Annotated in this window: 30 protein-coding genes and 2 pseudogenes; 7 read left to right on the forward strand and 25 right to left on the reverse strand. The window is 38.2% G+C overall.

The features are described 5' to 3' along the window. Positions 1-5 precede the first annotated feature (5 nt). The 19 genes and pseudogenes from ACFQIC_RS16480 to ACFQIC_RS16570 all read right to left on the reverse strand — a co-directional run bounded on the left by ACFQIC_RS16480 (position 6) and on the right by ACFQIC_RS16570 (position 17,500). Positions 6-1,823, reverse strand: coding sequence for a LysM peptidoglycan-binding domain-containing protein (locus tag ACFQIC_RS16480; RefSeq protein ID WP_204708513.1), 1,818 nt, complete (start codon positions 1,821-1,823; stop codon positions 6-8). Between the two features lie 188 nt (positions 1,824-2,011). After that, the gene (locus ACFQIC_RS16485) at positions 2,012-3,301 is read right to left on the reverse strand and encodes a TRAP transporter large permease (RefSeq protein WP_204708514.1); all 1,290 of its coding nucleotides are present in this window, start codon (positions 3,299-3,301) and stop codon (positions 2,012-2,014) included. Beyond that, on the reverse strand, positions 3,298-3,777 hold the full coding sequence (locus tag ACFQIC_RS16490; protein ID WP_390217451.1) for a TRAP transporter small permease: 480 nt from the start codon (positions 3,775-3,777) through the stop codon (positions 3,298-3,300). The genes ACFQIC_RS16485 and ACFQIC_RS16490 overlap by 4 nt, the downstream gene beginning before the upstream one ends. Positions 3,778-3,850: 73 nt before the next feature. Then, positions 3,851-4,885 carry a TRAP transporter substrate-binding protein gene (locus ACFQIC_RS16495; RefSeq protein ID WP_204708515.1) on the reverse strand — a complete coding sequence of 345 codons (1,035 nt, stop codon included), beginning with the start codon at positions 4,883-4,885 and terminating at the stop codon, positions 3,851-3,853. A 57-nt stretch (positions 4,886-4,942) separates the two neighbouring features. Then, on the reverse strand, positions 4,943-5,581 hold the full coding sequence (locus ACFQIC_RS16500; protein WP_204708516.1) for a bifunctional 4-hydroxy-2-oxoglutarate aldolase/2-dehydro-3-deoxy-phosphogluconate aldolase: 639 nt from the start codon (positions 5,579-5,581) through the stop codon (positions 4,943-4,945). 11 nt (positions 5,582-5,592) lie between these two features. Further along, on the reverse strand, positions 5,593-6,147 hold the full coding sequence (gene hxlB / locus ACFQIC_RS16505; protein WP_204708517.1) for a 6-phospho-3-hexuloisomerase: 555 nt from the start codon (positions 6,145-6,147) through the stop codon (positions 5,593-5,595). Next, positions 6,116-6,769, reverse strand: coding sequence for a 3-hexulose-6-phosphate synthase (gene hxlA / locus ACFQIC_RS16510; RefSeq protein WP_204708518.1), 654 nt, complete (start codon positions 6,767-6,769; stop codon positions 6,116-6,118). Before hxlA ends, hxlB begins: the two co-directional genes overlap by 32 nt. A 9-nt stretch (positions 6,770-6,778) precedes the next feature. Then, positions 6,779-7,732, reverse strand: coding sequence for a sugar kinase (locus ACFQIC_RS16515; RefSeq protein WP_204708519.1), 954 nt, complete (start codon positions 7,730-7,732; stop codon positions 6,779-6,781). Between the two features lie 14 nt (positions 7,733-7,746). Further along, positions 7,747-8,769, reverse strand: a complete 1,023-nt coding sequence (locus ACFQIC_RS16520; protein WP_204708520.1) for a LacI family DNA-binding transcriptional regulator — start codon at positions 8,767-8,769, stop codon at positions 7,747-7,749. Positions 8,770-9,500: 731 nt separating this feature from the next. Continuing rightward, positions 9,501-10,070 (reverse strand): TetR/AcrR family transcriptional regulator, encoded by a 570-nt coding sequence (locus ACFQIC_RS16525; RefSeq protein ID WP_390217454.1) that lies wholly within the window; start codon positions 10,068-10,070, stop codon positions 9,501-9,503. Between the two features lie 4 nt (positions 10,071-10,074). Continuing rightward, positions 10,075-11,337 carry an MFS transporter gene (locus tag ACFQIC_RS16530; RefSeq protein ID WP_204708522.1) on the reverse strand — a complete coding sequence of 421 codons (1,263 nt, stop codon included), beginning with the start codon at positions 11,335-11,337 and terminating at the stop codon, positions 10,075-10,077. A gap of 499 nt (positions 11,338-11,836) precedes the next feature. After that, entirely contained in the window at positions 11,837-12,217 is a 381-nt protein-coding gene (locus tag ACFQIC_RS16535) for a hypothetical protein (RefSeq protein WP_390217456.1), read from the reverse strand. A 34-nt stretch (positions 12,218-12,251) separates the two neighbouring features. Further along, on the reverse strand, positions 12,252-13,022 hold the full coding sequence (locus tag ACFQIC_RS16540; protein ID WP_204708524.1) for an FxLYD domain-containing protein: 771 nt from the start codon (positions 13,020-13,022) through the stop codon (positions 12,252-12,254). A 27-nt stretch (positions 13,023-13,049) separates the two neighbouring features. Continuing rightward, the gene (locus ACFQIC_RS16545) at positions 13,050-13,598 is read right to left on the reverse strand and encodes a hypothetical protein (RefSeq protein ID WP_204708525.1); all 549 of its coding nucleotides are present in this window, start codon (positions 13,596-13,598) and stop codon (positions 13,050-13,052) included. Positions 13,599-13,834: 236 nt separating this feature from the next. Then, positions 13,835-14,494 (reverse strand): hypothetical protein, encoded by a 660-nt coding sequence (locus ACFQIC_RS16550; protein WP_204708526.1) that lies wholly within the window; start codon positions 14,492-14,494, stop codon positions 13,835-13,837. 191 nt (positions 14,495-14,685) lie between these two features. Next, positions 14,686-15,441 (reverse strand): annotated as a pseudogene (locus ACFQIC_RS16555) (AAA family ATPase). A 305-nt stretch (positions 15,442-15,746) separates the two neighbouring features. Next, positions 15,747-16,202, reverse strand: coding sequence for a hypothetical protein (locus ACFQIC_RS16560; RefSeq protein WP_390217458.1), 456 nt, complete (start codon positions 16,200-16,202; stop codon positions 15,747-15,749). 106 nt (positions 16,203-16,308) lie between these two features. Further along, on the reverse strand, positions 16,309-16,953 hold the full coding sequence (locus ACFQIC_RS16565; protein WP_204708639.1) for a DUF1801 domain-containing protein: 645 nt from the start codon (positions 16,951-16,953) through the stop codon (positions 16,309-16,311). 175 nt (positions 16,954-17,128) lie between these two features. Next, entirely contained in the window at positions 17,129-17,500 is a 372-nt protein-coding gene (locus tag ACFQIC_RS16570) for an iron chaperone (RefSeq protein ID WP_204708527.1), read from the reverse strand. A 297-nt stretch (positions 17,501-17,797) separates the two neighbouring features. Between ACFQIC_RS16570 and trpB the strand changes: the two genes are divergently transcribed. Then, complete coding sequence (trpB, locus tag ACFQIC_RS16575) at positions 17,798-18,958, forward strand: tryptophan synthase subunit beta (RefSeq protein WP_204708528.1); 1,161 nt, start codon at positions 17,798-17,800, stop codon at positions 18,956-18,958. Between the two features lie 299 nt (positions 18,959-19,257). Here the strand turns inward: trpB and ACFQIC_RS16580 are convergent, their stop codons facing one another. The 5 genes from ACFQIC_RS16580 to ACFQIC_RS16600 form a co-directional block, all read right to left on the reverse strand. Further along, entirely contained in the window at positions 19,258-19,542 is a 285-nt protein-coding gene (locus ACFQIC_RS16580) for a hypothetical protein (protein ID WP_204708529.1), read from the reverse strand. 106 nt (positions 19,543-19,648) lie between these two features. Further along, positions 19,649-19,900 (reverse strand): hypothetical protein, encoded by a 252-nt coding sequence (locus ACFQIC_RS16585; RefSeq protein WP_204708530.1) that lies wholly within the window; start codon positions 19,898-19,900, stop codon positions 19,649-19,651. A gap of 101 nt (positions 19,901-20,001) precedes the next feature. After that, the gene (locus ACFQIC_RS16590; RefSeq protein WP_204708531.1) at positions 20,002-20,349 is read right to left on the reverse strand and encodes a DUF4260 domain-containing protein; all 348 of its coding nucleotides are present in this window, start codon (positions 20,347-20,349) and stop codon (positions 20,002-20,004) included. A 225-nt stretch (positions 20,350-20,574) separates the two neighbouring features. Continuing rightward, on the reverse strand, positions 20,575-21,042 hold the full coding sequence (locus ACFQIC_RS16595) for a hypothetical protein (protein WP_204708532.1): 468 nt from the start codon (positions 21,040-21,042) through the stop codon (positions 20,575-20,577). Positions 21,043-21,437: 395 nt separating this feature from the next. Further along, positions 21,438-21,932 carry a hypothetical protein gene (locus ACFQIC_RS16600; RefSeq protein WP_204708533.1) on the reverse strand — a complete coding sequence of 165 codons (495 nt, stop codon included), beginning with the start codon at positions 21,930-21,932 and terminating at the stop codon, positions 21,438-21,440. A 222-nt stretch (positions 21,933-22,154) separates the two neighbouring features. On the opposite strand from ACFQIC_RS16600, the gene sda reads away from it, so the two are divergent. From sda to ACFQIC_RS16625, 5 genes and pseudogenes are all read left to right on the forward strand, one after another. Continuing rightward, complete coding sequence (gene sda / locus ACFQIC_RS16605) at positions 22,155-22,271, forward strand: sporulation histidine kinase inhibitor Sda (protein WP_390217503.1); 117 nt, start codon at positions 22,155-22,157, stop codon at positions 22,269-22,271. A 115-nt stretch (positions 22,272-22,386) separates the two neighbouring features. Then, the gene (locus tag ACFQIC_RS16610; protein WP_390217461.1) at positions 22,387-22,917 is read left to right on the forward strand and encodes a hypothetical protein; all 531 of its coding nucleotides are present in this window, start codon (positions 22,387-22,389) and stop codon (positions 22,915-22,917) included. A 191-nt stretch (positions 22,918-23,108) separates the two neighbouring features. Beyond that, positions 23,109-23,370: pseudogene (locus tag ACFQIC_RS16615) on the forward strand (tyrosine-type recombinase/integrase); the annotation flags it as partial. A gap of 542 nt (positions 23,371-23,912) precedes the next feature. Then, positions 23,913-24,140 carry an SMR family transporter gene (locus tag ACFQIC_RS16620; RefSeq protein ID WP_390217463.1) on the forward strand — a complete coding sequence of 76 codons (228 nt, stop codon included), beginning with the start codon at positions 23,913-23,915 and terminating at the stop codon, positions 24,138-24,140. 2 nt (positions 24,141-24,142) lie between these two features. Beyond that, positions 24,143-24,442 carry a DMT family transporter gene (locus ACFQIC_RS16625; RefSeq protein ID WP_204708536.1) on the forward strand — a complete coding sequence of 100 codons (300 nt, stop codon included), beginning with the start codon at positions 24,143-24,145 and terminating at the stop codon, positions 24,440-24,442. 259 nt (positions 24,443-24,701) lie between these two features. On the opposite strand, the gene ACFQIC_RS16630 is transcribed toward ACFQIC_RS16625, so the two are convergent. Then, positions 24,702-25,304 carry a TetR/AcrR family transcriptional regulator gene (locus ACFQIC_RS16630; protein ID WP_204708537.1) on the reverse strand — a complete coding sequence of 201 codons (603 nt, stop codon included), beginning with the start codon at positions 25,302-25,304 and terminating at the stop codon, positions 24,702-24,704. An 84-nt stretch (positions 25,305-25,388) separates the two neighbouring features. On the opposite strand from ACFQIC_RS16630, the gene ACFQIC_RS16635 reads away from it, so the two are divergent. Then, on the forward strand, positions 25,389-25,865 hold the full coding sequence (locus ACFQIC_RS16635) for a small multi-drug export protein (protein WP_204708538.1): 477 nt from the start codon (positions 25,389-25,391) through the stop codon (positions 25,863-25,865). Positions 25,866-25,949: the final 84 nt, after the last annotated feature.

Raw genomic sequence — 25,949 nt, forward strand, 5'->3', positions numbered from 1 at the left:
TAACTTTAAGACAGAAAAGTCACGGACAACCCTATTTCCTTCAAATGATTCTCGTCTGCCCATAATATAAAATAATGATAGGTGGTTGCCTCGATTTGCACGGGGTCTGGATAACGAACAATCAAAGCGGCTTGACTTCGCATTTCTGCAGGCTGGTCATGTGATGGAAAAATAAAGCAAGCTTCTTGATTTTGAATTTGCTTACTTTCGATACGGGGTTCGGAACCATATGGTAATAATGGATGAAAGGCCTCACCTTGGCAAACAGCGCGAATACTTTCCTCTGAAGAAATCGCTGAAATTTGAAAGAATCCATCGGTCCCCTCATATCGATCATCCGCTACTCTTTGCCAGTGGCTTGGATATCGAAGCTGTACGTTGTATGCTTGATTCGTATAAGTCGTTTTCCTATAAAAATCGGGTTTAGGAGACCATTGGAGAGACGTAATTAGTCCCCCTGCTATTAACCGGATCGGAACAGGATGAGCTACGTCGATCACCCACATTTCGCTGGCCGTTCCCTGGTTGTCACAACCTGATAGATACGCAACTTTCCTGCTATCAGTGGACCATGTAACAGGGGTAGCAAAACAATTAGAAATCGCTTTGGTTCGATCACCCTCGGCTTGACTGCCTGTTATTTTTATTAATGAAAAATATCCAACGTCCTCAAACGCCGTGGCGCTATAGGCAATTTTCGAAGAATCAGGTGGCCATGCTGGAAAATAATTTTTGGCAAGCGGCCCTCCCCTCACTTCAAATACGTTCCCTGTTGAGAGCTCAATCGTATAAATAATCGAAATGCTAGCTCCAGGAGTTGTATAAAGTACAAACGATCCATCAGGGGAGAGCCGAACATGATTATATGCGGAACCAGTGTTTTCAGTGATTTGCCGTTTGCTAGATCCATCGGTTTGCATCATGAAAAGCTGACTGATCCCGGATGAATCAAGTGCTTGAAAAAGCAATTCCGTACCGCTAGGAAACCACTGAACATCACTAGCCCCAGGTTGATTGATTCTTTCTACTTGATGAGTAATCACATGATATAAAATTATATCCTCTTGTTTTGTGTAAGCTAATTTTTGACCGTTTGGTGACCAATTCACATAAACACCTAAACCTTCCTCAAACTGATCAATCCGTGTAACGACACCGTCAGCTAATGAAACGACGTAAAGAATTCCGCTTTTCCCTACAAAAGCGATTCGGCAATTGTCCGGTGACCAAAAAGGAACAGAAAAAGCTTCTCCTAAGCCGGTTGTCAGCTGTCTATTCCCACCATTACTCGGATTATATAACCATAGATCATAGCCACCCCCACGGTTAAATGTATAAGCGATTAATCCTCGGTCCCCTGGAGGTGCATAAGGAATAGTCAACCTATCCCCTGGGAAAATAACCGTGGAAGACAGCTGGTTCACCCTCCTGATCAACTCAGGGTTGCTATGTCCACTCGTAGTTACGTTAAAACGTCTAGCGATTTGAAACAATGAGTCCCCAGGTTGAACAACATAGTAAGGAACACCAGCAGGAACGTTTAACAGTTGACCTATCTGTAAAATATAAGGAGGCTGAAGCCGGTTTGTTTCAATAATTATCGATAAGGGGACACCAAAAAATTGAGACATTCGAAAAACCGTGTCCCCTGGATCCACACGAACAACATTAACACCCGGCGGAACGGAAAGCTGCTGACCAACAAAAATCGTATACGGTGAGCTCAGATTGTTTGCGGCAGCCAGCGATTCGACCGGCAGCTCCCATCGCCTCGCAATCTGATACAGCGTATCACCTGGACGGACTGTATAAAAAAATTGCATCCATCATTACTCCTCCCGCAATATATTCATTCACTACTTTTTTAACGATTACTATAACCTATCGCAACAAGATGCTAAACATGCCCCCTTTCTATCTATTTGTAATAGGATCATAGCCGCGATTTTAGTGACCCATAAATCACAAAAAAGCCAAGAGCGCTTAAAGGCTCTTGGCTTTTACTTAGTCGTCAAAATAGACTCGGATTAATCATTTCAGGTATATAAAAGGCGACACCTGGGATAAATGCTACAACTAGCAACACAACGACAACTACACCGATATAAGGTAAGACCGCTTTGAACGAGCGCTCAACCGGTAACTTCCCGATTTTGGCTGCTAATAATAAGCAAAGTCCATATGGTGGTGTAACAAGACCTACAGCTAGTGTCATAATCGTAATAATTCCGAGTAGTATTGGACTTACATCAAAGCTCAATGCTACCGGAAGAATAACCGGAATAAATAAGATCATGGCAGGAATTGCATCCATAAATGTACCAATGAAAAGGAAGAAACCAATGACAATAAGCAAGAAAATCCACTTACTATCAATATTATTAGCGAAGAATTGCTCTGCCCATGTAGAGAGTTGATAATAACTCATAAGCTCACCAAGTGCGTTAGCTGCTGCTAAGGCAAATAATGATAATGAACTGAGCGTTAGTGTATCTACAAAAATCTTCGGAAAGTCTTTTATCTTCAATGTCTTATAGTAGAACATGGCAATGACTACAGTATACAGAGAAGCAATAGCTGCTGCTTCTGTTGCTGTGAAAAGGCCTGTAATAATTCCGCCAATTAAAATAATTGGTGTCATTAAAGCAGGAGTTGCATCTAGCAATTGCTTAAAAAAGTTTTTCAATGAAGCCTTTTGGTAAGTTGGATATCCACGTTTCTTGGCAAGAATAAAGACAATTGTCATCATACCAAGACCCACTAAAATCCCTGGGATGATTCCAACAAGGAACAATGCACCCACAGATACGTTCGTTAACCCCGCGTATATAATCATCGGGATACTTGGGGGGATGATCACACCAATAGTAGAAGAGGCAGCTGTAATTCCGACAGCATTCTCGGTATCATATCCTTGTTTCTTCATATTAGGAATAAGAATTTTACCGACACCGGCTGTATCAGCTTGTGAAGCTCCTGATACTCCAGCAAACAACATTGAAACTAGAATATTCGCATGAGCTAAGCCACCACGAATGTGACCAACAATTGAAAGTGAGAAATCAATCAGTTTTTGAGAGATTTGTCCACTATTCATTAAGTTTGCCGCCAAAATAAACAAAGGGACGGCGAGTAGTACGAATGAATCTAGACCGTTCAGCATTTTAACAGGAACAGTTACTTCAGGAATGTAAGGTACATTGAAAATCCCAATCATGGCAACAATTCCAATAACAAATGCGATCGGAATTCCTACAAGCATTAAGATAACGAACAGTCCGACTAGTATAGGTCCAATCATTCAGCTGCCTCCTCTCTATTGAAATTTTTGATCGTACGAAAGATATTTGACAACGTATAAATAGCCATTGTACCTCCCATAATGGGTACAGAAATCCATACATAGCCCATTTTCATTTCTGGCAAGGATACCCAATTATAGTCCCAGAAGTTCTGTACAGTTTGAATGCCGTAATAGAAGATGGCAAAGCTAAACAATAATAGAATGACGTCATTGAACAGATAGAGACTGTTCCTGCCCTTCCCTTTTAACTTCTTCAAGAGTAAGTCAAAATTGAAATGTTCTCTCCTGTTGAGCATGACTGCTGCTCCCATAAAGACTGCCCATATAAATGAATACGTAGCAACTTCCCCGGTCCAAACGGCAGAAACCCCCATAAACCGAGTGGTCACTTGTATAACGATAGTAACGAAAAATAGAATGAGGAAGATAACTCCAATCGTTAACTGTATTTTCTCTAGAAGTTTAATCAACATGCTCCTACCTCCTTTAAAGAAGATAAAAGGGAAGGACACACTTCACGTGCCCTCACCTCTATCTTATATTTTCTTACTTCATGTCTCTTATTTTCTCAAGCATATCGGTTACGCCGCTTTCTTCAGCCATTTGATCTTGAATCGGTTTAGCCAGTTCGATAAATGGTTGACGGTCAATTTCATTCACTTTAGCACCATCGTCAATGGCTTGTTGTTTATACTCTTCTTCTTGTTCATATAGAACTTCGCGTTCTTTCTTCACAGCTGCATCAGCTGCTTCCATAACCGCTTGCTGTTGTTCTTCTGAATAGGAATCAAATTTCTTTCCATTGATAAGCATGAAACGAGTCGTGTAATCGTGACCTGTTTCTGTGATGAATTTCCCGTTATCTGTTTTGTGGTGATTTTGCTGAACAAAGTATGGGTAAGCATTTTCTGCAGCGTCAACGACTCCTTGCTGTAGACCTTGATAAAGTTCGCCCCAAGCTACAGAAGTCGGTACGGCACCAGTTTTCTCCCAATAGTTCGCTACTACACCAGATGTCTGCGTACGATATTTCATTCCATCAATATCGTCAATAGACTCAAGAGGTTTCTTTCCGTAATAGTGACGGACACCAGCTGTCCAATATCCTAGTAGTTTAAAGTCATTGTTGGACTTTTCATTAATAGTTTCTGCCATTTGGTCACCGATTTCACCATCAACAACCTTTTCCCAGTGATCGTAGCTGTCGAAAATATACGGTGTTGCGAAAAGATCGATTTCGTCAATGCCAGTCTTAGACATAAACCCTGGAGAGACTAGTACAACATCTGCGCCTCCCAGTTTAAGTTTCTCTACAAGCTCAGATTCACTTGTACCTAGCGTTCCTGCGTGAACTTCAACTTCTATATTAGCATCTGAAGCTTCTGCTTCTTTTTTGAATTCTTTCATCCCAATTTGGTACGGGTTTTCTGGATCAGTCTGGTTATGGGCGGCGATAATTTTCAGGCTCTCTCCATCCCCTGAATCATCTCCTGAACCACTTTCTTCTCCACTACCACAACCGACTAACCCGACAACAGTTGAAATCATAATTAGAAAGAATAACGATATTGACTTTCTCATAATTAAATCCTCCCTCTTTTGTTTACAAATTGTATACGTTTACAAATGATTCAAAGGCTAATCGTTCATCTCAGCAATTTTCTCTTTATAACTACCTGCAAGCGTCTCCAAGTTCTGATAATCTTCCTCTGTCGTTAGCTTCGTTGCATTTACAAGCTGACTTCCAATCCCAACAACTTCCGCACCATTTTCAAAATAATCCATCATATTTTCTAAATGAATCCCGCCTGTCGCCATAACAGAAACATGAGGCAGTGGACCTTTAATGTTCTTAATATAATGAGGTCCAAATGTGTGGGCTGGAAATACTTTAACCATGTTAGCTCCCGCTTCATAAGCGGTCAAAATTTCTGTTGGTGTTAAAGCTCCTGGAATACAAGGAATACCGTATCGATTCGCCATCCTAATAGTTTCCGTGTTTAACGATGGAGAGACAATAAACTCAGCCCCTGCCAGCATCAGCTGCCTGGCCGTCTCTGGGTCGAGCACGGTTCCCGCACCAACCATAAGCTCATCACTTACATTTTCTTTTACCTTTTGAATAAGTTCGCCAACACGTGGTGTTTCTGCCGTAATTTCTATGGCTTGAATCCCCCCTTTTACTAATGCAGTTGTAATCGGTACAATATTCTCGAGATTTGCCTTACGGATGACAGGTACAATTCTTGCTTGTTTAATTCGTTCAATTTCACTCATTTAAACACCCCTTATTCCAAATTTGCATGACGATTAGCCATTTGCTCATGAGAACTTTGTTCACCTTGATCTATTGTGTAAATAATAATGGCATCTAATAACAAATGAACCGATTGATCAAATTGATTACCTAAAGGCTGAATGGTATCAGGTTCTTCCGGCAAGCGTTTCTTTGTTGCTGCTGGAACTACAAGAGTAACCTCACTGATTTCTGCTATTTTGGATTGAGGATTTGTTGTCACTAAGGCCACTGTTGCCCCAGCCTCTTTTGCCTTCGTTGCATATTGATAAAGTGCGCTGGTAGAACCAGACCCAGATATAGCAACCAACAGGTCGTCCTTTTCGATACTTGGAGTGATGGTCTCACCCGTTACAAATACGTTATATCCCCCGTGCATCAGACGCATGGCAAAAGCTTTTCCCATTAACCCTGAACGTCCTTCTCCAGAAACAAAGATTCGCTTAGCCTTCCCGATAGCCTTGGAAAAATTCTTTGCTTGCGCTTCCTCCACATTTGCTAAGACCTGGCTAATTTCATAACCGACCGTGTGAATTGTTTGCTTCATATTCATCAAGCACTCCTCTCATCTTTGCAGCGATTTCTGTACGATTTGTCTGTTTAGTAATAGCGCTCCCAACAATGAATGTGTCAGGATTGTGTTTTAACATTAGAGGTAAGGATTCAAGGTTGATTCCTCCTGCTACAGCCACCTCCAAATTAGGATAATCTTTTACTAGTGAAAACAGATCATCATCGAGCTCACCCGTTTGCTGCATATCTTTACCAAAGTGAAGACTGACCAGATCCACCCCTAGGTCAGAAAGTTCCTCCATTCGTTCCGGATCTTGAATTCCAAGCAAATCAATCATGATTCTTCCACTGTAATCTTCCGCTACTTTTAGTGTATCTGTAATGGTTTGATCGGCAGAGAATGCCATAACCGTTGTGATATCTGCTCCGGATTCAAAAGCTTGGGCTGCTTCATGTTTCCCTGTATCACAAGTTTTCATGTCTGCAACAATCGTGACGGATGGATAAGCTGCTCTTACTTCGCGAACAATTTCCATTCCATACTCTTTAATTACCCCTGTTCCTATTTCAATCCAGTCAATCGAATCCGTTGTATCAGCCAAGATATCCATACATTCTTGTTTAGACAAACGATCTAACGCTAATTGAAGATTCATCTTATCACCTCACCGTTCGATAAATTCTTTTTCACCAAGTTGAACAAGTACATCATCTAATTCAGGAAGGCCTTCATTATCGCCATATACACTCACAACCATAGAACCAATCGTGTTTGCAAAACGCAGCGTTTTTTCAAGTGACCAGCCTTGCAATACACCGTAGACAAACCCTGCATCAAAGCCGTCACCAGCTCCGACCGTATCTACTACTTTCTGTGGTGGTACAGCCGATCTTTCAATCCATTCATTATCATGATTAGCCATCGCCCCCTCTGCTCCCTTTTTAATGGCAACAGTAGAAATTCCATACCGTTTACAGCATTTTAGGATTTCGTCTGGTTGATTAACACCAAACAGTAACTCCGCCTCATCTAAGCCTGTTAAGATAATATCTACATATGGTAATAGCTGGGTAAGTACTTGTTTCGCTTGTTCTTTATTCCAAAGCTTTAAACGAATATTGGGATCAAAAGAAACGAGTACTCCATTATCCTTAGCAATCGTAACAGCACGTTTGATCAGTTCAATATTTTTCTCTGGATCAATCGCAACAAAAACACCGGTAATATGGAGTAAACGTGCATTTCTAATCGCAGCCTCATCAAGGGTCTTTTCGGTTAACGTTTCTGTTGGGGAATTGGCTCGATAATAAAATGTCCTGCCACTTCCATCTTCACGGATCTCTTTAAAGTTTAGCGAAGTAGGATAGCCCTCCTTCAACTCCACCGCTGATACATCAATTCCTTCACCTCTAGCAAAATTTCGAATGTATTTACCGAATTCATCGTTCCCTAAACGGCTAATCCATCCCGTATTTAAGCCAAGGCGGGCACAACCAATCGCAAAGTTAAATTCAGCTCCTCCAGCTTTTCTTTCAAAAGATGAAGCATATCTCATGGGTCCATTGTGTGACGGATCAAATGTTATCATCGCGTCCCCTATCGTAATTACATCATTCATGTTTTACCCCTCCTTTACGTTACATCCTTATTATCAACAGAATCCCGAACCATTAATGTAGGTTCAAATCGGTAATCTAACCGTTCATCCTCAATTCTCTTCTGATTAATTTTATCCATTAACACTTCTGCAGCCATTTTGCCCATTTTGAAAGTTGGTTGAGCAACGGTAGTTATCGGGGGTGTGAAGAAGCTTGCAAAAGATACATCATCAATCCCTATGACAGCCAAGTCCTCAGGCAAGCGCAAATGATGGCGCTTAACAAACTTTAAGATTTCGATCAAAACAAGATCATTACCAGCTACGATCGCTTCAGGCGGCTCACTTAAACCCAGCATCTCCTCAAGTGAATCTTGAACGCTAGAGGACTCTACACTATTCACATAATCATCTCTCATAGGCAAGCCATAATCATGAAGCGCTTTCTTATAACCACTAACTCGTTCTAACCTTGGTGAAATATTATGAATAATCGAAGTTGTAAGCATCCCTATTCGCTTGTAGTCTTTCTGAACTAAATGTTCAACAGCAAGTCTTGATGCCTTCTCATTCTCAAGCATAATCGCTGATATCGGAATCCCCTCAACAGAACGGTCGAGAAAAACAAGAGGATATTGATTATCAAGCATCTTCTGATACAAATCACGGTTATTTCCTGTTGGGAAAATAATCAAACCATCGACTTGTTTCGCTAATAAAATCTCAATATAATGCTTTTCCTTAACCGGATCATCATCCGCATTGCAAATGATCATATGGAAGCCTGAATGGTTACAAACATCCTCAATCGCCCGGCTAACCTCAGTAGAGAAGTTGTGTAAAATATTGGCGACAATCACTCCAATAGTTTTCGTAGACTTTTGTTTCAGGCTACGAGCTACAATATTTGGTTGATACCCCAACGTATCAATAGCCATCTCAATCCGCTGCTTCGTCTTCTCACCCATGTAGTCATAACGTTTATTAAGAAATTGAGATACTGTGCTTTTCGAAACTTCTGCGTGTGCAGCAACATCTGATATTGTTATTGATTTCATAATGTTATCTCCATATCTCATCACTATTTATTTCTGCTAAACCGGTTTAGTAAATCGATTTAGTAATAGTATAAAACCCATGTAAGCGTTTTACAACCCTTGATTGATTCATAATCTCTCTTAATCTAATAGTGAGAAACCACAAACCCCATGACAGCGCTATCAATAATGAATAAAGATTTTCCAAAAAAATTTCAAAAAGTTTTTTTGTCGTTTAGTTATAGAGCAGGATTGTTGAGTAGCGAGTGAAAAGAATGGTTCCGTATTTAAAAAGAGGAATGGGATCAGGGAAAACGAAACCACTTTAAGTTGAGGATTATGATTATCATTACATGAACGTGACAGCTGTGAAATACTGACTTACTAAAAAATTGAAAGCCAAAACAAACCACATAAAGACATAAAAAAACGAGCCACCAACATAGAGCAGGCCGCTCGCTTCTTTTTAAATTGTTAGGACTTTTTTCAGGGCCAGTAGTTTCCATCCCCCATTCACCTTCTCAAACATAAGGGGCAATAGCTGAAGATCCTACTGTATTAATTACTAAGGTTTTATATGGATATTTTCACTGAGAAAATGGATGAATTTGAAATAACCTTGGTAAGATGTTGTTTCCGTTATGGTTGAAAGCGTTTGGAGGTCCGAGAAATCACTTGTTTTCCTGATTTCTTTATGTATATTACGACGGAAAGGCCGCATAGCCATCAGGGCAAACTAAAAATCCCCCTCATCAAGAGGAGGACACACCCAACGCCATCTTCAAATAATCCACAAACAACACCGACTGTTCCTTCACTCTCACCTTTTCCTCAGGCAAAATCGCATCATCAAGAGCCAAACCATCCACAAACGTAATGATCGACCTCGCTACCAACTCGCTATCATAGCGGTTGCTGAACTCATCGGCTTCCTGACCGGCTTTGATGATTTCATTGAAGATGCTGAGCCCCTTCTCATAGCGCTTTCCCCCATAGGCACGACGGCGCTCATCGTTGCGGCCGGTGATGAAAAATTCGAGCTTGCTCGGGGCGAGTGGGTCCATTTTCGAATCCGGACTTCCATCTTCACCGAACATCAGCTTCATGAGCAATGTCCAGTGCGATTCTACTTCTTCAAGAGAAAAACCAGTCGTTTCCGCTTCATGACTAAGTCCTTCTTCAAGAATCGCTTCGAACAAATCCTCTTTGTTGGAAAAATATTGATAGAGACCGCCTCGGCTGACATTGGCGGCTTCCAAAACGTGTTTCATCGTCGTATGTTCATAGCCATGCTCGATGAAGACTTTGGTTGCGGCCTCCATAATGTCAGCTCGTCGTTGCTTCAGGTGTTCTTTGCTTACTCGTGGAGACATCTGCATTCCCTCGCTCTACTTTTCGTTTTGTCAAAAATCCAATCAGTGATACCAGGACGAGAAGACTCGCCGTAATCATAAACGTCGGAACCACTCCGATGATCGTCGCGATCCATCCTCCAAGCAGTGGACCAATGATGGTCGCAGTTGTCATCACGCTGTTGATGACACCGAACACGCGGCCGGTCATATGGACAGGAGTGTGGACTTGGACGGTCGCCTGGAAAGGTACGAAAATCAGGCTCGCCGAGAAACCGGCGGTGAATCCCAGTCCTGGCCCCCAAAGGATCGAATAGCTGAGGTCATAATGGGTGAGTAATCCCATTATGCCAAAGCTCGCGCCGATTCCACAAACCCCAAGGACCATGAGTGGGTAAGGGTTGTAGTCGGTTTTTTTCGCTAGTAGAAAGCCAGCAACGAACATGCCGAGACCCGATCCTGTCACAAGGTACCCGAATAAGTCAGGGGAAGCATAGGTCAATTCTCTAATCAGGACAATCAGTTGTGAATCGGCAGCTTGCAGGATCAAAAGGCTGAGTCCCACAAGCATCAAGCCCGTCAACATGAAGCGACTTGATTTGAGAAAAGAAAATCCTAAAACGAATTCCTTCCTGAATGACTCCTGTGCAGGTTCAGTTTCCGAGAATTCCAGACGGACGGCATTCGGAATAAACAGCAGGATGACCGCAGAGACCGCGAAGGTGACTGAATCGATGATGAACACCTGCTGGGCACCGAATACAGTGACAAGCAAACCACTCACAAGCGGACCAAGAATTTTTGTCGACGAATCGATCATCGAGGTGATCGACATCGCCCCTTTCATATCTTCCTCTGCCACCAATTCCTTCAGCTTCCCGTTTTTCGCAGGAATGAACAACGAGGAAAAAATTCCAATCGCTAAGAGCGTGGCATACACCATCCAAAGCGATGTAGCGATAGTCAAAAGGAGAATCAAAGCCGTCCGGGCGACATCAGAAACGATCATGAGCGTTTTCCGGCTGAAGCGGTCAGCCACGATACCGGCTACAGGGCCAAACAACGCCATTGGAGCCGCTAAGCATAAGAAAACGAACGAAACTTCAAGCGGTGAAGCCTCCCATTTCAAACCAACGAGTGTAATGATCGCAACGATGCTGAGCCAGTCGCCGATGCTGGAAATCGCTTGTGCGGACATCAAGGTGATGTACCCTTTGTTTTTCAATAAACGTTGCATGTCATTGGCCCCTCCCACTAAAACGACATCAGTGTCGACTTGTTAATTTCATTATATCGATACTGATGTCGTTTTGCAACCGTCTTTTCATGACAGATACATCAACATGTCAGAGAGACAATCCTCTAAATTAATATAAACCAAAAGAGCAACGACCTTGCGCTACAATCTATCTACTTGTTTCTCCTTCCCACCTTGTAGCTTAATGAAATATATAGTCAGCTCTTCCATACAATTATCCTTTATACTCTATTAACCTAAGATAAAAAACTCGATAGATGGACAGTTTAAAATATCAGTCCATCTATCGAGTGTCCCTTTAACAGTTCAACAATTTAAAACCATGACTCTAAGGATTCATTAAGTTGTAGATTTAATCGGTACCTATCCCCCAACAAGTTAGTACATTAACTAATCAAGGAAGCTAAACTTATAAATATTCTGTTCTAACAACTTCGCCTGATAAAGTTTCACTGTTGTTGACCTTTCTATTATCTAATCATGCAGATAGCGCACCTTGTTTTTTTGGTAGGCGTAGAGCTAATACCCCGGCTATGAGTAGGAAAATAAACGCAAAAATGAAAAATAGTCCATTGGCTACAAATCCATAAAGAGAAATCGCGATCAATCCCCATCCTGCGATTTTCTTAAATTTCCAAGCCAAAAATCCAAGGAAGATGGCTAGTGCAGATAACCAAAAGACCGCGGCTCCATCGTTCGCCATTTCCGCTTCCCCAAACATTTCGCCTCCTGCTGTTACAATAAATCCGCTTATAATGCCAGAAATACCACCTAATATACTTAATACAGCAATCCATACTTTCATTGTTTTATGCTCCTCTTTCTTCATTTTATAAATATAGAATAAGTTCTTAACCATGATGGAAGGGGAATACCCCCCTAGCCATCCTTCTTTAAAATGACCAGTTATACGCTTTAACTTTCACTTCAGATGCTTTACCTGCTACATCTTCAGGAAGCTCTGGATAATTCAATTCAAATCCAGCTTTTCCGTCCTGATTCAAGCTCACTTGGATGCTACCGTTTAATGTTCCTAAGAATTCACCGTTTTCATCATACAAGCCTGCAGCTAGACGAATATCATCAGCTTTTTCTTTGTTTGGATTCATAACTGTACCTGTGACGACATAAGGATAGTGACTGCCCTCTTTAACTTCAACACTTGTCGTTTCTAGCATCATCGGCTCTTCATTCGTCGAATCAAAATCAATATTGACACTAACATCAGTGACTTCATCTGCGGAAGTAGCCGATTCTAATCCTTTAGACACTCCAAGATAAGCTACTTCACCTGGCATAATCACATCAGGAACAGCAGAAACCATTGCTGCCGTTCCAATAATCGTGTCACCTTCTCCTTCGAAGTTGACCTGAACATCACCAATCATTGCAGGCTTATCTCCTGTATTCGTAATGACCGCAGAATAGCTGCCATACACATTATCAATGCTGTCTTTACGTGCACCGAATGTTTCAGATTGGACTTCAACAGCCGCTTCCGCCTGTTCTTCCTCTACCTCTTCCTCTTCTTGTCCTTTTTGATCTTCTTGTTGTTCAGTGCCGTTATTATCATCACTGCTCATGGTTGCATCTTCCGAACCACACGCCGCCAAAACACTCGCTGATAAAACAGATATTCCTAGTACTTTTGCAAATTTATTCAATTTCAAATCCCCCTAATGTGTTGTTGTTTATTTTGCTTTCTCATAAATATCTTCAAATTCATTCAACATCTCTTCGCCTTCTTCAGTATCTGCCTCATCTTCACGTACAAGCCAGCCGATCTTATCATCCATAAGCATTACGTAGATATCAACAGGTTTTCCTCCTGCATTATCGGCTTGGATCTTAACAATTTCACCTGTCTCGCCTTCACTTTTATATTTCACACTATCAACAATCGTAATTTGTTCTACCTTGCTATCTTCACTTACCCTTTCTCCAGCTCCTAATAAGAACAAGTCACGCACATCTTCATGCATGTTTTCTCCTTTGATGAACGATTTGGCTTGTTCTCTATCCTCGAGATTGTACATGACATCAACGAATTCTTTCGCTAATTCTTCGTTCTCAGTTATTTCCGGTTCTTCTTGTTTCGCTTGTTTTTCTTGATTTTCTTCTTTTTGCTGTTCTTCCGATAATGTTTCTTCTTGACTTTCTGCATCATTACTTCCGCATCCGGCAATTAACCCCAAAGAAAAAGTAGTCAATCCGAATAGTTTAATTAGTGATGATGGCAAAATTAAATCCCCCTACTCAAATCTATAAGTTATCTATTAGTTGCTATAATTGTTCATCTTGTTGAGTTCCTTTTTGTACAATTGAGGAATAATTGATATTGGAAAATCAACTTTACTTATTTCTCATTTATGTGGCTCCCCCCTGTTTGTTAACTGTACAATTAATTTATCATCTAAAAACTAAAACACCCTACCATAAAAATGGTAGGGTGCTATCGAATCTATTAGAGTAGTCCTTATAACTTTCTAGCAAGCTCGTCTGAACGGAGAATAATATGAACCATTGACGCACTACCACCTCTTATAGGATCATCCATCTCCGACATATCAATATCCGCTTCTACTTTCACGCGCTTCCTTTCTTTCCCTGCTAAACTCACTTCAAACGGCCCGTTGTTTTGCATTAGCGACATCAAGGGTTGTTCCCCTCCTCTGCTGTACTGCTCATAAAAGTCTATCGAAAATTGGACATCGTCTTGACTATGATTTTTAAATGGAAATTCACACACCCCATTCAATTTCGTTGAATCCGTCATTTCAAATTCACACATGCTGTCCTCCTGATCATAGGAAACTGCATAAACACCTTCGGCAAATGTATTCTGGTAGAAACTAGCAAAGATCATTGGCAACACAGCGATCGTTATAAAAGAAAGAATGACAGCACGCACTCGGTATTTTTCCAGAGATTTCACTAGGAAGTAGATTCCCGTTATGAACACGACTAAGTATAAAAGCCCTATATAATTAAAACCATTTACGATTTCGATAGGTACATTTAAAATCGAAACAACTGTCATACCGTATGGGTTCTCATATGGAAATGGAAAATTTAACACCATAAATATGGTTAACAAAATGAGTGCAATATAGAGAAACTTTTTATTTTTGATCAATAGGAAACACACCTTCTATGGATGAATTGTATCGTAATAAGTGAAAGTACCTAGCAAATAGAGAAATCAAATTGTTCTTCCATCAATCTTTAGCTTTTGCCTTAGTTAATGGAATAACCACTTTAAACCTTCCCATTATTTAATGAAGGGAATGGTTCATCGTCCTGATAATGGACAACTAACTAACCGCCTTATTGAAATAAATGATGCAGTAACCGATCCTTATCTTCAAAAAATTGCTTCATTAGATTGAAGTGGTCCGTTTTCTCTAACTTTGTCTCGTTCATGCCCTCTTCAGTAAGCTGAATAATTTTCGAGCTTGGATAAGCCATGATTATTGGTGAGTGAGTGGATATGATAAACTGAGAACCTTCATTCACAAGTTCATGGATTCGAGTGAGCATAGACATTTGTCTTAAAGGGGATAAGGCGGCTTCTGGCTCATCTAATATGTATAACCCATTACCTTGAAAACGATTGGTAAATGCTGTAAAAAAAGATTCTCCATGAGATTGTTTATGTAGTGACCTTCCCCCAAATGAGTCTACAATCTTAGGTCCGAACGATGGAGCTTGATCTAATTCCTCAATATTTGTAGCTAAATTGTAAAATGTTTCCGCCCTAAAGAAGAAGTTATCTTTTGCCTTATACACACCCTAGACAATCGCAAATATTGCGCTAAGATGGAATGGGAATCATAATTGGAAAAATTAAAATTCAAAGTACCTCCCTCAGGGTTGAATCCAAACTTTATCGCAATGCCTTCTAGCAAAGTAGATTTCCCCATACCGTTTTCTCCGACAATATAAGTAACATTAGGATGAAAAAGCAGCTCTGAAAACTTCCTAATCACGGTGTAGATGAAAAGGAAAAGACTCATACGAACCTATATTTTCCGACTTTAAATGGAGACTTTTAATATACTGAGTGTCTTGATTTAATATCACTATTCAATATTCCCCTTTCCAGTTTCTTATTGAGAGGAAAAAGATAAATAACGGTTGAAGCCTGTACTCCTTCCTTTTACCAAGTCTTATTCAAAGTACAGCCCCGTTGTTGAATAAAGTTAAAGCTAGAGCTCATTCAACCAATATTCAGCTCTCCCCCTTTTATGAGGAAGACTCGATATCAAATTAATTGAAACTCACACTATATCATGATAATTTTGATGATTTTTCTAGAACAAGCACCGCACTCACATTGATGATATTGTGGAAAAAATGATCAACTAAAAAAAATGTTGGTACAAAAATTAACTCTTACGTTCATGTACTTGAACATAAACAGATCCGTGTAATGTGTCATTTATATAAGCATCTAACTTCCACATCCCACTCTTGGGTAAAGACATAATCGTCGGAACAGAAGCATCAGCACCATTGTGTTCCTTAACAATTAATGGTTGATTGTCTAAAGCATCAACATTACTTCCAGATACATTGTGGGTTCCAACGACTTTTAACTGACCATCTAACGCCTCTTCATTACCCCAAAAATGCCACATATATTTTTGTTCTTTGTCTGGATAAAACTTAGTTACTTCTTCACCATCATAAATAAAACCTAACTGGCCTTCTTCCCCAAGCATTGTAAACGAACCAGATTCAAATAATTCACTTTCTTTCCATTCTTCTTCAGAGCACCCCACCAAAAACACAGCTAAAACAACAAGTATCATATAAACTAGTCGAAAAATCTCTTTTCTCAACAGATCCCTCCTAATTTACTTTGAAGAGTCATTATCTGTTTCCATCGTTCCATATCATTACAATTAACTCAAACAATAGAAGTTTATTCAGTTGTTTAAATGATAGTTACTTGTACTTGTGCGAGCCGTCACAGTAGGGCTGCTTTTGAGATAGTCCACAAGAGCAATCATTTAATCCCTTTCCATTAAGAATTTGCTGCATATATTTTTCAACTCTTGCCTCTCGAGTTTTGGATTTTTTGGCTTTAGAAAAATAAAGAATATATGCTCTTTGGCGCCCCGGGGTCAATGCTTCAAAAGCCGTTTTCAAGGCAGGGATTTCATCGAACTTATTTTGAAGTTCTTCAGGAATTATGAATTCTGTATTCTTTTTTACTTCTGAACCTGCTTTTTCAACTTCAACCGCTTCATGAATATAAGCTTTCAAGATGGTTTCCATTTCAACTATTTCTTCAACATTGGTAAATCGTATCTGGCGCGCCGCCTGTACATTCTCCGTTTGTTGGATTAGAATCCCGTGGGTATCCTGTAATAAGGAACCTTTGTGAAATAGAAGCGCACAATATTCTTTAAATCCATGAATTAAAACTATGTTTTTTCTCTCAAATGTGTAACAAGGATGCATCCACTTAAAATCTTCGGTCAGCTCACAGTCAAGAACGATATTTCTCAACTTCTCAAATTCTTCGTTCCACTTTTTTGCTTTACTTAAATATTCATCAACCTTTGGATTCATGCTACTATTTGTAATCAAGAACCCCCCCTTTCAATCAAAATATTCATAGTTTAGAACTTGCAAGAAACCCACCCCCAAACTTGCATTTCTCGAGTGGAGAGGAGTTTAGTCTAGACCGAGTTCTCTGCCACCTTTTCAGTTGCGACTCATTGAAAGTTCTCTTTATATTGAAAACATGAGATCAAGACATTTATTTCCGCCAAAAAGTTGAACACTCTGCTTTATCCTGAATATTAAATTCAATTATTTCCTCAATCAATTCGTAATTTACCGGCTCACTCCACTTAATTCGAAACAAGCCTTTGGTAGCGCTGTAGCCAGCTTGTGCAATGCCATCAGAGAAGTGTGCCATAGCTACTTCTTCGGGTGCTAAACTCATATGGTTCTTCGCTGTGTCAATGCCGATAATAAATGTGCCGTGATCAGTAAACATTGGCGTATTCCACTTGATTTGTGGTTCCAAATTTGGAAATTTATTAGCAACCCAACTCAAAACTTCCTCTGTTCGGTCACGGTGGTCAGGGTTATCAATTCCTGCTAAATATTTTGAAAAAACCTCCATGTTGTTCCCTCCTAAATATTATTTTTGAACGACATTTTGTACAGCCAATGGATAGGGTAATAAAGAAAGAGTGTTGTAATACATCGATGAGCACCAATTTTATAATAATAAAAAATGGAAGAATTTCCTTTATTGACCTCCATCCTACCACTTGTTTGTGTAAGTTCAAGTCAAGAAGTGATATAGATAGTAAAATCTAAGAATAATTTAAAGAAAAGCATGCAAAAGTAAAATTAAAAATAATGTGTTAAATTAATAGACAGGAATATATGAATGGTAAAGGGGATGAACTTACAAATGGCAGACAATGTAGAGACAGGTCTCTTCGGAGAATTCGGAGGAAGTTATCTACCGGAAGATTTACAAAAAGTATTATCAGACCTTGCCGAACAATTTGAAAAGTATCGCGATGATCCGGAATTTGAAGAGGATCTTAGTTACTATTTAAAGGAATACGTAGGACGTGAGAATCCATTAACTTTTGCTAAAAACCTTACGAAAAAAGTAGGCGGAGCTAAAATTTATTTAAAACGTGAAGATCTAAATCATACAGGTGCACACAAGATTAATAATGTTATTGGTCAAATCCTGTTAGCGAAACGAATGGGTATCACTCGTGTGATCGCTGAGACAGGGGCTGGTCAACACGGAGTAGCAACTGCTACGGCTTGCGCCATGTTTGAAATGGACTGTACGATCTACATGGGAAAAACCGATACTAAAAGACAGGAATTGAACGTATTTCGTATGGAATTATTAGGTGCAAAGGTAGTGCCTGTAGAAAAAGGACAAGGACGATTAAAGGATGCAGTGGATGAGGCGTTAAGTGATTTAGTCGAAAACTATGAAAATACCTTTTACTTGTTGGGATCTGCAGTAGGACCACATCCCTTCCCTACCATGGTGAAGCATTTTCAATCGGTTGTTAGTAAAGAATCGAAGCGTCAAATCATGGAAAAAGAGAACAAGCTCCCAACAGCGGTAGTTGCCTGTGTCGGTGGCGGAAGTAATGCGATCGGCGCATTCTCTCACTATATTGACGAAGCCGAGGTTCGCTTGATTGGTGTGGAACCAGCCGAAGCAGCAACGATTACAAAAGGAGTTCCTGCAGTCATTCATGGGTTTAAATGTTTAACATTGCTTGATGAAAATGGAGAACCGCAACCCACCAATCCCATAGCAGCTGGATTAGATTACCCTGGTGTTGGTCCAGAACATAGTCATTTAAGTACAACTGGAAGAGCTGAATATGTCACCGTAACGGGAGAAGAATCGCTAGAAGCATTTCAAGAGTTGTCTAAAGTGGAAGGGATTACTCCCGCATTGGAAAGTTCACATGCCATAGCTCATGCAATCAAACTTGCTCAGTCCTTATCAAAAGATGATGTTATTATTGTTAACCTGTCTGGTCGAGGGGATAAAGATATTGATCAGGTTTATGAAATGTTGAAGAAATAGAGTTTTGATGAACGTAAAATTCCAGCTTTTGACTGATCTTACCTTATCAAGTAGACAGGGGAAATAATAAAAATGCTAAGCAGCTTTAGCTCTATATTCGGTAGGGCTAAGGCGTTTAGTCTTTGGTATCTATAGTTAATAAAAATAAATGTACTCATCGATCACATACGAATATTTCTGTATTTATTATTTAGCATTCAACCCATGTATGAAATGGCAGTATATTTTTTGCATTTCAAAAGACCTTCAATATTTGATTACCGCCACAATAATATACCACATCTTGTTGAATAGACTTATTATTCAATTACTATTTTTCCAGCAGAACATATACGTGGCTTTGGTTCTAAACACTGACCGCCAGTAAGATTAACTTTCAATTGAAATTCAGTTTTTAAATCCTCAAAACTGAAATCTTCTTCTTTTTCATTAGAAATTTTAGTGTTTTCGCCAACCGAAACCCACATTTGTTCTTCATCTTCTTGAACTCTTTTTGTTAAATTTAATAACACCCTTTTACTTTCGCTATTCACTTCCGTAATAACCCCTGCAATTTCATAATTTTCGTTAGTTTCTTTATTCATTGTTTCTTCGTTTGGTTTTGAAACGTTATTCTCCTTATTTCAGGCAAGAAGTGACTGTTCTTATTGAACAATCGACCCGTTTCTTGAATAGGGAAGTTGCTTCTAATTACTCCAGAATTTCTATATTTTTCACCTCAAAATCATTAGGGTCCCAATCATCCTCAGCTGTTGTATCTATGAAAGTTACTTTCACATTTTGACCAACCTCAAGCTCAGATGTGTCCTCCACTTTTAATGGAGATTTATCTATATACACCATACCTCCTTCAATCTTTGTGATTTCCCCTGTAATCTCATCGGAATTCGAACATGCAACTAACATCAAGACCAACAAAAGTACAACATTAACTACCCTCATTTTTTTACCTCCAATACATGCTCTTATTAAATTCTCCTGCCTCTTTACTTAAAGAAAGAGCATTACCGTTGTTATGGTAATGCTCCCATTAGTAAAGCAACTTAAACCCTATTTAAATGTGTGTCCTTGAAATTAGTTGAATATTTAAGCCCGTACCCCATTACTCTATCCATCCCTATATGAGCAGACCATATTAAACCTATTGCCAACACTAACTGATTAGATAGGAGTAACCCTACTAAAATAATAGTAATGGACAAACTATAAGTATGAAAAATATTATAGCATTTTGCTCCAACTTTACTATTTAACAAGTACCCTAACATAGAAATATCAGGTGCTAACAAAAAAATTACAAACATAACCCAACTGTACTCATTAAACCAATAAAAGTATATACTTAATACCAATACTGCCAGCCCTTCAATATGTAACATAATTTTATTCAACTCTGTTCCCCTCTCTATTCAATGTTTTGCTATTTATATTTTATTAGAAAATTATTCGTATATCACCTTTGTTAAAGATAACTGCTGATATAGTTGAACAAGAGCGCTATTCCTTATTAAAGGAAAGCACCCTTTAATTTAAGTACATCATTTCACATTTTATTCAACAAACGCGCCCTTTTGCTTAAGAATACTGACTAACCTAACACCCTTTATACTGAACATTTATTCAAGTGTAGCTTTCAAAATAAACAAGCTAGCGAAGTTACTTATTGAATTTATTTGGACAGTCACAGTATCTCCTGATTGAATAGCTTGACTTTCTCCGCTACCATTCAACAATACAGTAATAGGTTTCTCCTTTGTAGACACAACTCCTAATCCAACAAGACCTTGTTGTTCATTTGAACCTATCTCATCAACTGTGAAAGTTAAACTTTCACCTTGAACATCCTCGCCACTAGCTAACACTTGATAAAAATTCTCACCTTCTTGTTCATTGGTTGCATTATAATCTGGTACGATAAAATAAGCTCCGAAACTAGAAGATATAAGAAGCAAAATACCTACAACAAAAACTACAATGGGATATCCGAATCTTCTTTTCTTTATCATAATTACTATAAACCATATAATTCCTATAGCAATTAAAATAAATGAAAAAATTATGAGAAGGCCTAAAAAAAGTTGCATTAAATTTCTCCTTTCATATTTATAAGATTAGTTTTTTTATACAACAACTGAGTCTGTTAGTTCCATAGAATAATTGTTAATTAATAAGTAATATGTTATTGAACAAAAGGTTATTGCACTTAATTAATATTTCTTATGCTACTAAACTGTTCAATAAGCCTTATTCAACAATCTGGTCCGATTGTTGAATATCAGTTAATCATTGCTCTTGCACTAAACTGCGTTGTTAATTTAAGTACATCTGTTCACATATCTATTTTAACATAATATTCCAATTATTCTTCAAATACAAAAATAGGATCGCCGTAAGCGACGACCCCTTGTTAAACTATTGCACCCTTTAGTACAAGAGTATTCTTACTGCTTTTTTTCAAAATTGCCCACTTAATTCAATTTTAATTTTTATTCTTAATAAATTTAATGTGCCATGGAAGAAAAAGAAAAAACATAATTACATAAAAAGGTATTGAATACCAAATTTCCCAACCCTTTTGTATCAGGAAACCAACATTTACTAAAAGATACTCGGTAATCAAAGAACCGACAGTGAATATGGTTGCAACAACCCATTTTGATTTAGAAGAAGTATAATAATTATAATAAATTACACTAATACAAGCAGGAGCAATCGAAAACATTATTGTATCTGGAATACTACCTATTGAGGGTTTTCCTGAATCAAGTAAATCCAGTTGATAAAAAAAGACAATGTTTCCCATCCAAGCAAGGAATCCTACTACACCAAAAGTTGTGTACCATTCTTTCCAAGAAAGGTGTTTCTTTAACAAAAGAGAAAGAGGTATTAAAATTGCACCAGCAAGATACACCATCCATGCACCTTCAGGTGTCAAGTCTAAACGTTTTATTACTTCATTCCAATAATTATCCATTTTTACCTCCCTCATAAATTATATATTTACTGTCTCCATTTACTATTCAATTATTCTGCCTGTTAGTTCAATAAGCATAGGCTTTACCTTCTTGAAGTATTGCACCTGTTACTTGAATAAATAATCTATATTATATAAATCATAAATATGAAGTTTCATATTGAGGAAGTGACAAATTATGATACATCCTTGGTTCTACGTATCCAATGATTTATTAGAACTATCTATAGAAAGGCTGACCAGGAATTGGATAAAGACTTTATCCAACTTGCATTCAACGAAATTAAAAGAAGAAATTTGAGAGTTGATAAACCAAGACACATTAAACTGATAAAATAAAAGAAAGTCCAATAAAACAAATTAAAGCAGGTATAATTCACCAGGGTGAAATTCCAAATAATTGGAAATCATATTGTTATTAGCATAACATCCATATAATAAAGAAGGTTTAATTTTGAAAACAAATGAATATAAGTCACCTGTGGCAGCTTTACTATGGTCAGTTATGATGGCAGGTTTCGGTCAATTTTATAACGGTCAATATATATTTGGTTTTGTACTTTTGATTACTGAATTTTCAGCCAATATAGCATCAAACTTAAACTTGGCTATTCATCATTCTATTCATGGGGATTTTTTAGGTGCACATAATGTAGTTGATTATCAATGGGGATTGTTTTATCCCTCTGTCTATGTTTTTTCTATTTGGCAAGCATATAACAAGGCAATATTAATGAATCATCAACGAAAAGGTGAAGAACCTCAGCCCAGAACATATTTAACAGGTTTTTGTATTGGATTAGTTGCGGGGATGAATTTCGGTGTCTATTGGCATCATCATTTTTTGGATGAAATTTCTCTCATTAGATTTTTAACAAGTCCAGTTCATAATGGTCTTGCCTTAGGGGTAATAGGTGGAATAGTAGGGCATTTAATTGAAAAATACGTAAATAACCGTGCAAAAGATAAATTAAAAATGAGATAAAGAAAGCTAATTATTCTAATTCAACTATCCTGCGTCGTTAGTTTAAGATCAACACTTCACAAACTGACCATTCTTAATAAGAATATTATACTAGAAAATAACGAATTGTTGTTCTTATTTTCCACATATATGGAAATAATTCCTCTGAAACACTCAAAATACATTGGAGGGATCAAGATAAAGACCAATACATACTTGTGACGGAGCGAATTCCTCACCGAATGAGCATTGCCCAGATGAGGTATGTCATTAAACGGATATCGAATCGTGCTGGTATAGATAACACCATACACCCTCACCAATTGCACCACAGTTATGCAACTCAATTACTAAATAACGGCGCTCCTCTTGATGTTATCCAGAGTTTACTTGGGCATGAAAAGAGTGAAACTACTCGTATCTTTGCTCAGTTGAGTGAAAAATTGACAAGATTTTTATAGAAAATACTTTTAGTTCGATTTAAATTTTAAACCCATTGAAATCACACAAATCTATGAAGTGGTAAACACATGGCATTTACTGGTACATTCTTTGTCATTCGGTGGTAAAAACTATGGCAGAAGTGGTACATTTCAGTGGCCGTAATCAATATTTCTCCAATGTATAAATTGATGTATATTGAAGGTCTTTTTATTTATGAGGTTTGTTAAAGTAAAGCCCCGTTACTTTAACAAAAGCTTCTTCTTATATTTCAATATCCTTACAAATTGTTCATTCTGATAATCTCTCCAATATTAGCGCCCACCCAAGCCCCGATAATTGGGAAAGCGTCGAGAGGAAAGTCCAATCTTACAGAGTTAAAATCCTTAATAAACGTTAGGGTGGACAACGTAATGACTACTATTATCCACATAAGCACACAAAATCCCCCAATGAGGAGGGATGGTTTTCTGTTCTCGGCAAAATAACCAAATAGCACGAATAACAAAAGCATTACGAGATTGAATTGGTCTAATTGCTTCTTTTTTAAATGCTTAACTTCTTTTTAAATCCCATTGTCTTTCATCTATTTATTCTCCCCTCTCTCTAAAGAAACGAGGAGGGTTGACAATGAAATCGGTATGATCAACGCCTTATGGTCGGGCGGTGGTACGCTCCTTGTTATGTTATTAGGTGTCGGTTTATTTCATGAATCGGTGACCATGTCCAAAGTTCTCGGACTGTCGTTGATCCTAGCAGGAATAATGGGATTGACTGTACCTAGAAAAGAAAGGAGTATATAACTATGGGTTATTTGGTCCTTTCTCTAGTATTAGCGACCATCGGCAATATTTCAGTAAAATTCTCATCAGGTTTTCAGCGTTTATTTCCTAGTGTCACTTCGTTTGTTTTTTTCGGAGCCTGTCTATATTTTCTTACGATGAGTGTACAGACCATTGAAATCGGAATCGCTTATGCCATTTGGAGCGGTGTCTCCATCATGGCCACCACATTATTTGGAATTCTTCTTTTTAATGAAAGAGCTAGTAGTAAAAAATTTCTCTTTATCAGTTTCATCATCCTTGGCATCGTAATTATTAAATAAAAGGCGAGAGGGAATTCTATGAAATCCCTTCTCTCCAGTATGTGGCAGGCTTGGCGGTGAAAAATCACTATACACCCTAGTTATGTAGATGAAGAATAATAATGGATAGTGTAATTACTCTTTAAAATATCATTATCAGAAAAATTAAATCACTTTCTCTCTTAGACGTTTGCGCCCTAATTATTACCCTTACCTTGAATTTAAAATAAGAGCAATAGGAGGCATTTTCTGAATTTGAAAATAGACCATATGTGCTTAATTAATTGTAGTTACAAATCCTTCGTAAATATTCTCTGATTTCATTTTCAACAACTTGAGCGTTATATAAATTTGCATAAATGACGGATTCAAATACTAAGCCGTGGATGAATATAATTAATGAATTGGCGCTGTCGTTAATACTTATGGAATTTTTTATATAGCCATCCTTATGAAGCATCCTAAATATATCCTTTGCAAAACTAAGGTTTACTTCTCTAAATCTTTTCTTAGGCTCTTGATATTCCGAGTTCATAGTTGCCATTATTGAAAATTTCACCCATATATCATTCTCAATTCTTTCTTCTTCTGTATTAGCTTGAACAATCTGTTTAATCATACGAACTGCGTTTTCAAAAACCCCCAGATTTACCTGTACTACATTTTGCATTCTCTCCTCAAATCTTTGATAGATAACGTCCATTGCGAACATATATATGTCTTTTTGCTTTGGGAAAAAGTGTTGAACAGAGCCTAAGGATAATTCTGCTTCTTTGGCAATTTCTCGTAATGTAGTTTTTTCGAAACCAAAATAATGAATGATGCGAAACGTTGCTTCTACAATTTGGTCTTTTCTTTCAGCGTGATCTATTTTTTTAGGCATATTATAACTCCTTTGATTTTTTAAGTCGATTGTATTATAATCTTTTTAGGTCAATTGACTTAAAAAAGAAAGGTAGGTGCTTATATGGAAAACGTTTTTCTTCAGTATACTTTTATTTTTTTTGTAAGTATGATCCCTTTCCTTGAAGCATTTTTAACTGTTCCAACGGCCATTATCGTTTTCAACTTTCCGCCTGTTGTAGCATTAATTGTAGCTATTCTCGGGAATGCAATTAGTGTCCTTCTATTTGTACTTTTTGGATCTGAAATTAACAAACTCTTTAACACAATATATAATAAACTTCGAAAGAGCGATAAAACGCCCATGGAAATTAACCCTCGAATAAAAAGAACCTTCGATCGTTTTGGAGCAACAGGAGTATGTTTTTTATCATCTATTCTGTTTAGTAGCCAGATTGGTGCTGGTGCAATAACGACTCTAGGGGCCTCAAAAAGTCAAGTGTTTATTTGGACAAATCTAGGAATGAGTACGCTGGCAGTAGTAATGGCAACATTATCTGTAGTGGCAGAAGGATTAGTTTCTTCATTAGTGAATTTATAGTGAATTATAAAAGAAAAATTTTGTTAAAACAACTCTACACTAAATAATTAGTATCACTGCGAATAAGCGATCATTTACGAGTGA

Source organism: Halobacillus seohaensis (genome assembly GCF_042663045.1).
In the GTDB taxonomy this organism is placed as follows: Bacteria; Bacillota; Bacilli; order Bacillales; family Halobacillaceae; genus Halobacillus_A; species Halobacillus_A seohaensis.

Bases quoted from the DNA above. Each gene is read 5' to 3' on its own strand.
- ACFQIC_RS16480 (WP_204708513.1), bottom strand. From the start codon at position 1,823: ATGCAATTTTTTTATACAGTCCGTCCAGGTGATACGCTGTATCAGATT.
- ACFQIC_RS16485 (WP_204708514.1), bottom strand. From the start codon at position 3,301: ATGATTGGACCTATACTAGTCGGACTGTTCGTTATCTTAATGCTTGTA.
- ACFQIC_RS16490 (WP_390217451.1), bottom strand. From the start codon at position 3,777: ATGTTGATTAAACTTCTAGAGAAAATACAGTTAACGATTGGAGTTATC.
- ACFQIC_RS16495 (WP_204708515.1), bottom strand. From the start codon at position 4,885: ATGAGAAAGTCAATATCGTTATTCTTTCTAATTATGATTTCAACTGTT.
- ACFQIC_RS16500 (WP_204708516.1), bottom strand. From the start codon at position 5,581: ATGAGTGAAATTGAACGAATTAAACAAGCAAGAATTGTACCTGTCATC.
- hxlB (WP_204708517.1), bottom strand. From the start codon at position 6,147: ATGAAGCAAACAATTCACACGGTCGGTTATGAAATTAGCCAGGTCTTA.
- hxlA (WP_204708518.1), bottom strand. From the start codon at position 6,769: ATGAATCTTCAATTAGCGTTAGATCGTTTGTCTAAACAAGAATGTATG.
- ACFQIC_RS16515 (WP_204708519.1), bottom strand. From the start codon at position 7,732: ATGAATGATGTAATTACGATAGGGGACGCGATGATAACATTTGATCCG.
- ACFQIC_RS16520 (WP_204708520.1), bottom strand. From the start codon at position 8,769: ATGAAATCAATAACAATATCAGATGTTGCTGCACACGCAGAAGTTTCG.
- ACFQIC_RS16525 (WP_390217454.1), bottom strand. From the start codon at position 10,070: ATGGAGGCCGCAACCAAAGTCTTCATCGAGCATGGCTATGAACATACG.
- ACFQIC_RS16530 (WP_204708522.1), bottom strand. From the start codon at position 11,337: ATGCAACGTTTATTGAAAAACAAAGGGTACATCACCTTGATGTCCGCA.
- ACFQIC_RS16535 (WP_390217456.1), bottom strand. From the start codon at position 12,217: ATGGTTAAGAACTTATTCTATATTTATAAAATGAAGAAAGAGGAGCAT.
- ACFQIC_RS16570 (WP_204708527.1), bottom strand. From the start codon at position 17,500: ATGGAGGTTTTTTCAAAATATTTAGCAGGAATTGATAACCCTGACCAC.
- trpB (WP_204708528.1), top strand. From the start codon at position 17,798: ATGGCAGACAATGTAGAGACAGGTCTCTTCGGAGAATTCGGAGGAAGT.
- ACFQIC_RS16580 (WP_204708529.1), bottom strand. From the start codon at position 19,542: ATGAATAAAGAAACTAACGAAAATTATGAAATTGCAGGGGTTATTACG.
- ACFQIC_RS16585 (WP_204708530.1), bottom strand. From the start codon at position 19,900: ATGAGGGTAGTTAATGTTGTACTTTTGTTGGTCTTGATGTTAGTTGCA.
- ACFQIC_RS16595 (WP_204708532.1), bottom strand. From the start codon at position 21,042: ATGCAACTTTTTTTAGGCCTTCTCATAATTTTTTCATTTATTTTAATT.
- ACFQIC_RS16600 (WP_204708533.1), bottom strand. From the start codon at position 21,932: ATGGATAATTATTGGAATGAAGTAATAAAACGTTTAGACTTGACACCT.
- ACFQIC_RS16625 (WP_204708536.1), top strand. From the start codon at position 24,143: ATGGGTTATTTGGTCCTTTCTCTAGTATTAGCGACCATCGGCAATATT.
- ACFQIC_RS16630 (WP_204708537.1), bottom strand. From the start codon at position 25,304: ATGCCTAAAAAAATAGATCACGCTGAAAGAAAAGACCAAATTGTAGAA.
- ACFQIC_RS16635 (WP_204708538.1), top strand. From the start codon at position 25,389: ATGGAAAACGTTTTTCTTCAGTATACTTTTATTTTTTTTGTAAGTATG.